Raw genomic sequence first — 954 nt, 5'->3', positions numbered from 1 at the left:
AAGCCACTGGAGCACCTCAAAAACACCATCATACACTAAATCAGTAAGTTGGCAGCATCACCCATTTATTTGTCTATTCTGGTTTTACAAAGAAATAGGTTAATGTTTTGAATACTATCCACCTTATTCCTATAAAGGAGGATATGCTTAACACCACATCTGCAATGCTATTTCCATTGGATGCAATATTTAAGTTTGATGCGTAGGCTAAAATAATACTCAGTGTTAAGGCGAAGATATTCGCTGCGGCGTGTATCCACTTACTGCGGGTCATCATTAGATTCCATTCTAAGTGTTAACGAAAAACCGCGCCCTTAGACGCGACTTTTCAGGCTGGAGTTAATAATATGGCTATCGACGGCATTGCCCATTCACACTATTGCTATTATTATTGCCGCCAAATGCACCTTGATTGCGGCCCCCACTTGAGCCATTTCTAGAGCAAGAAACGGCAGTCGATAAACTAGCTAATGCAGCGGCTGCCGCCATTCCAGGAGGGCCTCCTGGAATACCTGCCATTGCTCCAAGAATACCATTTACGCCTGCTTGATTGGCGCAGGTGTCAGGTGCTCCGCGACTATTTTTATTTCGATCTGAGCGATAATCACCGGTATTACCGCCACGGCCACCAGATATGTATTCCACTAATGAATTGTCAATAACTTTCATAAACGGCTCCTTGTTTTTGGAAACTGCATATTTAAATAATAATATATTTCTTATCGTGAGCTAGATCTCATTATTAAACCTGTCGTTTAATTTTTTATCGAATTTTTAGTTAATTAAATTAGTCGGGCTACTATAAAAATCACTTTTCAATATGTTGTGTTGTTTTTTTGATTTTATTTTATTTGAGATTTTTGTAATAAACCCTATTAGGAACTATGATTTTCATGAATTCATCAAGCTTCCTGCCAAACAATAATATATAAATTTCTGTTTTACAAAACAGCC

The 954-nt window shown here is 38.2% G+C and carries 1 protein-coding gene; it reads right to left on the bottom strand.

The features are described 5' to 3' along the window. Positions 1-351 precede the first annotated feature (351 nt). Positions 352-669: a hypothetical protein gene (locus ACT3RR_RS23130; protein ID WP_485903393.1), complete on the bottom strand. Its 318-nt coding sequence runs from the start codon at positions 667-669 to the stop codon at positions 352-354. Positions 670-954 lie beyond the last annotated feature (285 nt).

Source organism: Ewingella sp. AOP8-B2-18 (assembly GCF_052376015.1).
Lineage (GTDB): Bacteria > Pseudomonadota > Gammaproteobacteria > Enterobacterales > Enterobacteriaceae > Ewingella > Ewingella allii.
Note: the sequence above shows the minus strand (reverse complement) of the source record. Positions and strands in the feature narration are given on the sequence as shown.